This is a genomic window from Bradyrhizobium sp. P2_E8, assembly GCF_056403875.1.
In genome coordinates this window covers 1-740 of record NZ_JBFUES010001777.1, presented here as the reverse complement: position 1 = coordinate 740, position 740 = coordinate 1, and the positions used below count along the sequence as shown (strand labels likewise).

2 pseudogenes are annotated in these 740 nt (G+C 64.3%); one reads left to right on the top strand and one right to left on the bottom strand.

The window, feature by feature from the left end:
* Positions 1-305, bottom strand: a pseudogene (locus tag AC1D00_RS43845) (AMP-binding protein); the annotation flags it as partial.
* Positions 306-413: 108 nt separating this feature from the next.
* Here AC1D00_RS43845 and AC1D00_RS43840 point away from each other — a divergent pair.
* Positions 414-683 (top strand): annotated as a pseudogene (locus tag AC1D00_RS43840) (nitronate monooxygenase); the annotation flags it as partial.
* Between the last annotated feature and the right edge of the window lie 57 nt (positions 684-740).

Genomic DNA, 740 nt, shown 5'->3' with positions numbered 1-740 from the left:
AGCTGGAACAGCTGGTCTCCGCGTGATCCCAGTGGATGCAGCCAGGTGATGCAAAGCCTCGATAATTGCGCCGCGACACCCGCGCACCAGGTGTCGGCACGGTTCGCGGTGAGGAAGGCGACGCGTGCACCGGGCTGCAATCCAAGCCGCATGAACACGCCCTGGATGCGCCCGATCAGGTCGATGGTGCCCTGATAGCTCAGCGATCCGCCGGGCCAGACGAAAGCGGTTCGGCCCGGATAGCGCGCCAGCGCCTGCAGCGTCTGCGCACAAGTCGGTGGCGATGCGTGGAGCGGATCGGACATATGTTTCCTCGTTGCTTTGTCATCGGCTTCTGGCGTGCCAATGTTTGCCGTAACGCTAGCACAGGGAATGCGGGATGGAACGGCAAAGCCCGCGCGAGGGAGGCATGCGTGACGTCAGATCGACTGCAACGTTTCCGCGATCGCCTCGCTCTGCCGCTGATCGCCGCGCCGATGTTTCTGGTGTCGGGCGTCGAGCTCATGGTCGCGGCCTGCGGCAACGGCGTGATCGGCAGCTTTCCGAGCGCGAATTGCCGTAGCACGGAACAATTCGACGAATGGCTCACCGCCATCGACGCGCGGCTGCGGCAGCATGAAGATCAAGCCGGCCGCAAGGCTGCGCCGCTCTGTCCAAACCTGATCCGCCATCGACGCGCGGCTGCGGCAGCATGAAGATCAAGCCGGCCGCAAGGCTGCGCCGCTCTGTCCAAACCTGAT